The sequence below is a fragment of the Brunnivagina elsteri CCALA 953 genome (genome assembly GCF_002289455.1).
GTDB lineage: Bacteria > Cyanobacteriota > Cyanobacteriia > Cyanobacteriales > Nostocaceae > Brunnivagina > Brunnivagina elsteri.
The window spans coordinates 1-4,615 of record NZ_NTFS01000473.1; the positions used below are offsets into that span (position 1 = coordinate 1).

The 4,615-nt window shown below is 39.4% G+C and carries 4 protein-coding genes and 1 pseudogene; 2 read left to right on the top strand and 3 right to left on the bottom strand.

The window, feature by feature from the left end; translation table 11 throughout:
* Positions 1 to 1,011 (top strand): annotated as a pseudogene (locus tag CK510_RS26635) (DUF11 domain-containing protein); the annotation flags it as partial.
* Positions 1,012 to 1,064: 53 nt separating this feature from the next.
* Here the strand turns inward: CK510_RS26635 and CK510_RS26640 are convergent.
* Positions 1,065 to 1,367, bottom strand: coding sequence for a DUF3082 domain-containing protein (locus tag CK510_RS26640; RefSeq protein WP_095724532.1), 303 nt, complete (start codon positions 1,365 to 1,367; stop codon positions 1,065 to 1,067).
* Between the two features lie 266 nt (positions 1,368 to 1,633).
* On the opposite strand from CK510_RS26640, the gene CK510_RS26645 reads away from it, so the two are divergent.
* Positions 1,634 to 2,797, top strand: a complete 1,164-nt coding sequence (locus CK510_RS26645) for a hypothetical protein (RefSeq protein WP_095724533.1) — start codon at positions 1,634 to 1,636, stop codon at positions 2,795 to 2,797.
* Positions 2,798 to 2,838: 41 nt separating this feature from the next.
* Here CK510_RS26645 and ispE read toward each other — a convergent pair whose 3' ends face one another.
* Both ispE and rsmA read right to left on the bottom strand, forming a co-directional pair.
* Positions 2,839 to 3,789, bottom strand: a complete 951-nt coding sequence (gene ispE / locus CK510_RS26650; protein ID WP_095724534.1) for a 4-(cytidine 5'-diphospho)-2-C-methyl-D-erythritol kinase — start codon at positions 3,787 to 3,789, stop codon at positions 2,839 to 2,841.
* Positions 3,782 to 4,606: a 16S rRNA (adenine(1518)-N(6)/adenine(1519)-N(6))-dimethyltransferase RsmA gene (rsmA, locus tag CK510_RS26655; RefSeq protein ID WP_095724535.1), complete on the bottom strand. Its 825-nt coding sequence runs from the start codon at positions 4,604 to 4,606 to the stop codon at positions 3,782 to 3,784. Before rsmA ends, ispE begins: the two co-directional genes overlap by 8 nt.
* Between the last annotated feature and the right edge of the window lie 9 nt (positions 4,607 to 4,615).

A 4,615-nucleotide genomic window follows, 5' to 3' on the forward strand; every position in this document is an offset into this window, starting at 1 on the left:
GAATGTATCCCCCAATTAACTGTAAATAAAGTTACAACTACACCGGGTCCAATTTCCCAACCAGGGAAGGCGATTTACACTATTACTGTTACAAATGCAAGCGATCGCGCTATGGCGACAAATGTTAATATTACTGACCCGTTACCGAGTGGTTTTAGCTTTGATGGTTCTGTGGCTCCAACGATTACTTTAAACGCTGGTGTAACCCGTACAAGTGTTATTAACCCTAACACAGGTGATACAATTCTCAATTTTGGTAGTTTTGATATTCCTGGAGGTGGTAGCGTTCAAATCTCCTTCAGTACTGACATTGCAGCTACTGTTGTCGATGGTAGATATCAAAACAATGCTACAGCGACTTATATTGACCCGACTCGTACCGTAGCTAATGGGACAACAAGTAGTAGTTACGACTCTGCTAGTAGTACGGGTGAAGATGTCACTGTTGGAACTGTACCACCATCTCCTCCTCCAGGAAACATAAGTTTACGCGGTATTAAACGTATTACGAATGTGATTCGCAACGGTATTCCCATTCCTGGGGTTAACTTTAATCAAACGATTGATGACCCAAATGACCCTAACGATGATAGAACTATTTGGTCGAGTTCTGCGATCGCACCTACTGGAGTTATTCGTATCGATCCGCAATTATTATTAAAAGCAGGTGATGAAGTTGAATATACTATTTATTTCCTAGTGGATGGTAATCAACCCATACCTAATGCTCGATTATGTGATTCGATTCCTTTGGGAACGAATTTTATTGCTGATGCTTTTGGTTCGGGTAATGGGATTGCTTTGAATATGGCAAATACTATTACAAATCAAACCAATAGTAGTGATGCAGATAGAGGTAGTTACTTTTCTCCTGTGGCACCACTACCTGCAAATAATGTTTGTCCGAATCAAGGAAATCCTACTGGTGCAGTGTTGGTTAATTTTGGTACTCTTGATTATACATCTGGTAATAATGCTGGTTTTGTTCGGTTTCGAGTTCGTTTGGAGTAGAAATTGTAATAGATGTAGTTTGGCTTGGAAACGCAAAAATGGGAAACTGAAATTTACTGATTATCTGAGGGTTGTTTTTTTTGAATTAATGTTTGGATCATTAACCCAAATAAACCAACTGCGACTAATGCAAAAATTCCGGCTCCTAAAGCTGCCATCCCTACTACCAATGTTCGTACAGCAATTGTTATACGAAAAACTATTTCGTTGTTTGTCGTGATTGCTTTACTTGCGAAACTAAGTGCGATCGCATTCATTAAGTTAAATATCCCATATGCTAATCCTCCGGCAACAAATGAGCCGATTAAGCAGTGTAGTGGACTTGTTTTTGATGGGGGGTTTTGATTTTTACTCATAAATACCTTGTTTTGTAAACCATTTCTGCTGTGATATTACCTGAATTTTGTTGCGAGTTAACTGGGAAACAAACAATTCTCAATTTGTGCTGAGGGTTTTAATTTATTGCTTGTAATAATCCAGACAATAAATATATGTTAATTTTTCTTTTTTTCCCTTATATTTTAGATGATTGGAGCAATATTCATTTATTATTTAGGTAGTGAACATGTTAAAAATAATCCATCCAACTAGATTATTGTTAATCTAGTATATTAGGCTAAACATGCAATTTAGAAATACAGAGCTTACTTCCAAATCGCCAGAGGTAAATCTTGAAGAGATTGAGGTTCGTTTATCTCAACTGCTTTCTCGAAGTAGGGCAGATTGGACGGAGTTGGCAAAACTAACTCTCAAGGTTCAGCAACAAAAGCTCTATAAACAAAAGGGGTTTTCTTCATTTTCTGCTTGGATTCGCCAGTTAGCAGTTAATAATAATCGTGAACCTTCTTTGTTATGGCGATTTGTGAAGGCTGCAAAATATTTTTTGAAGTTAACGGGTTCTGAGGATTTAGAGCAAGTAAATGAAGCGGCTAAAATTGCTCCAGAAGCGTTGGAGAGGCTAGAAAAAGTCCAGCGTCAGGCTCCAACTCCAGTTTTTGAGACTTTGAGGGAGCGAATTTTTGCTGGGGATGTGACGGTTGCTGAATGTCGTCAGATTGAAAAAGATTATCGACCACCAGCGACGGAGGTTCGTACGAATCGGGGAAGACCTCCAAAAGGTGAGGAAGGTAAAATTGAGTACTTAGGACAATGGAAGGATACGTCTAATTTTAGTACTTTTATTGAGCGAAGTTTGGGTGAAAAGGATGTTGAGGTTGTAACGATACCGAGTGCTGCTAGTAAGTTTACTTACCGCCAAGTTGCACCGACAATTAACCGCGCTCTGAAAGCCGATTATAGTTGGATGCAGGGATGTGCTGGTACAAATTATCCTCCACAAAATTGGGGAACTCATTTAGATGTGAGGGTTGGGGAGGAAAGTAATAAATTGCGGTTGGATTTGGTTGGTGTGGTGCGATGGGATTTGAAGTTTCCGAAGGATTTGTTTGCTGTAAAAATAGTTAGTGATGCAAATGATTTTGAATTTGGTGCTAATTGGGAGAAGTATTTAGCTTTTTGTAATTATTTTTGTTTTGCTTGTCCGATTAGTGATGTGAGGTTGTTGGAAGCCATTCAAGAAACGGTGTCGCAGTTTGATTTCATTGGTGTTTTGGGTGTGGATTTTGCTGCTAAGTTGAATAGTTCTTTAACTTATCCAATTCAAGTAATCCACCGTCCTCAACGTCAGGATGGTGCTAATATTTGTTCTGTTTATGAAACTTTGTATGAACGGGTTCTTGGTTGGTCGGTTGCTGAGTTGGATGTGGTAGATGATTTTGGGGGATAGGGTACAAAGGTTAAATAGTTAAGGCTTTTACTTAAATATAACTACTTTTGTGATGCTACTTGAATCCCGTGTGAAATTAATTTAGTGACGAATAATTCTAGGTTATTATCGGGAATTATTTTGTGTACTTGCGATTTAATAGACTCTGCTTGTGATTTTGATTCGCAAATTGCAAAAACACTGGGACCTGAACCTGACATTATTGTACCTAAGGCTCCTAAAGATGCGAATGCTGCTCGTAACTGCGACACCTGAGAGTATTCAGGGAGTACCACTTTTTCTAAATCGTTATGTAGCTGCTGACAAATTTCTTGGATATTTTTGTGAATAATAGCCTGTACCATTGGTGCTGAATGTACTGCACTGGCACGTGCTGCTAAATCTTCTTTATCTCGAATATAACTATCTGTATACGCTGCACGATAACTTTTATACGCCCAAGGTGTGGAAACAGAAATATTTTTGTGTTTACCTAATACCACATATACGTCCTCCAATCCCAGAATCGAAGTAAGTTGTTCTCCTCGTCCAGTTGCGATCGCAGTTCCTCCCCCTACACAAAATGGAACATCGGAACCTAAAAAAGCACCCAATTCTTCAATGTCAGATTGAGTTAGTCCCAAATTCCACAATAAATCCATCCCAACTAGTACTGCGGCTGCATTTGTGGAACCTCCAGCCAAACCAGCAGCAACTGGAATATTTTTGTGGATGGTAATATCAACACCACCGTACTGTGCGAATGCATCGGGAAACTTTTCCGTCATCAATTCAGCAGCCCGATAAGCGAGATTGGTTTTGTCGTTGGGAACTTCCAAACTCTGACAATCTACCTTAATACTCTTATTCCCATTGGCGCTAATATCAACTTGGTCAGCAAGCTGAATACTCTGCATGACCATCGCTAACTCATGATAACCATCTGGTCTATCCCCAATGATTTCCAAATATAAATTTATTTTTGCTGGTGCAATTAAACTATAGTTACGCATTACTAATTTTTTTCAACTGATTACTCAACTCCACCCACTGCTCAACACTTAAGTCTTCGCCACGGGATTGGGGATTTATATCTAATTGTTCCAGAATTTGTGTCATGCGATCGCGTTCAATTACGGTTTGCAAATTATTCCGTAACATCTTCCGCTTCGCACTAAACCCCAATTTTACTAAAGTTTCCAGATATTTGGGGTCATCTGCGGTGACTTCCAATTGACGCGGTGTTAATTTTACCACTGCTGAATCTACCTTTGGTACTGGATGAAATGCTTTTGCCGCAACTGTGCAAACATACTCGCACTTCGCTAAATATGAAGCACGCACTGTTAAAGCTCCAAATGTTCTTGAACCTGAAGAAGCAGTTAACCTATCTGCGACTTCTTTCTGTATGAGCAACACTATCGATTCATAAGGTTGTAAATTTGGATTACTAATTGTCCCCAATAACTTTTCAATAATAGGACCAGTAATATTGTACGGGATATTAGCTACTACCTTATTAGGATGATTAAAAGCAGAAAAACTATTCAATAAAGTTGCTAAATCCAACTCCAAAAAATCGCCTTGTAAAAGTAAAAAATTTTCCTTCTCCCCCAACTGCTTTGCCAATAGCTTACACAAATCGCGGTCAATTTCCACTGCAACTACCCCCCCTGCAACAGACAATAAACGTCGTGTCAAAATCCCAGTACCCGGACCAATTTCCAATACTCGGTCATTTTCCCCACATTCTGCTGCCTCCATAATGCTACCCAAAGCCTGCTCACTTTTTAGCCAATGCTGGGCAAGTGCCCTGCGCGGTTGAACCATCTATTATCC

Coding starts and splice junctions, on each gene's coding strand:
- CK510_RS26640 (WP_095724532.1), bottom strand. CDS start 1,367: ATGAGTAAAAATCAAAACCCCCCATCAAAAACAAGTCCACTACACTGC.
- CK510_RS26645 (WP_095724533.1), top strand. CDS start 1,634: ATGCAATTTAGAAATACAGAGCTTACTTCCAAATCGCCAGAGGTAAAT.
- ispE (WP_095724534.1), bottom strand. CDS start 3,789: ATGCGTAACTATAGTTTAATTGCACCAGCAAAAATAAATTTATATTTG.
- rsmA (WP_095724535.1), bottom strand. CDS start 4,606: ATGGTTCAACCGCGCAGGGCACTTGCCCAGCATTGGCTAAAAAGTGAG.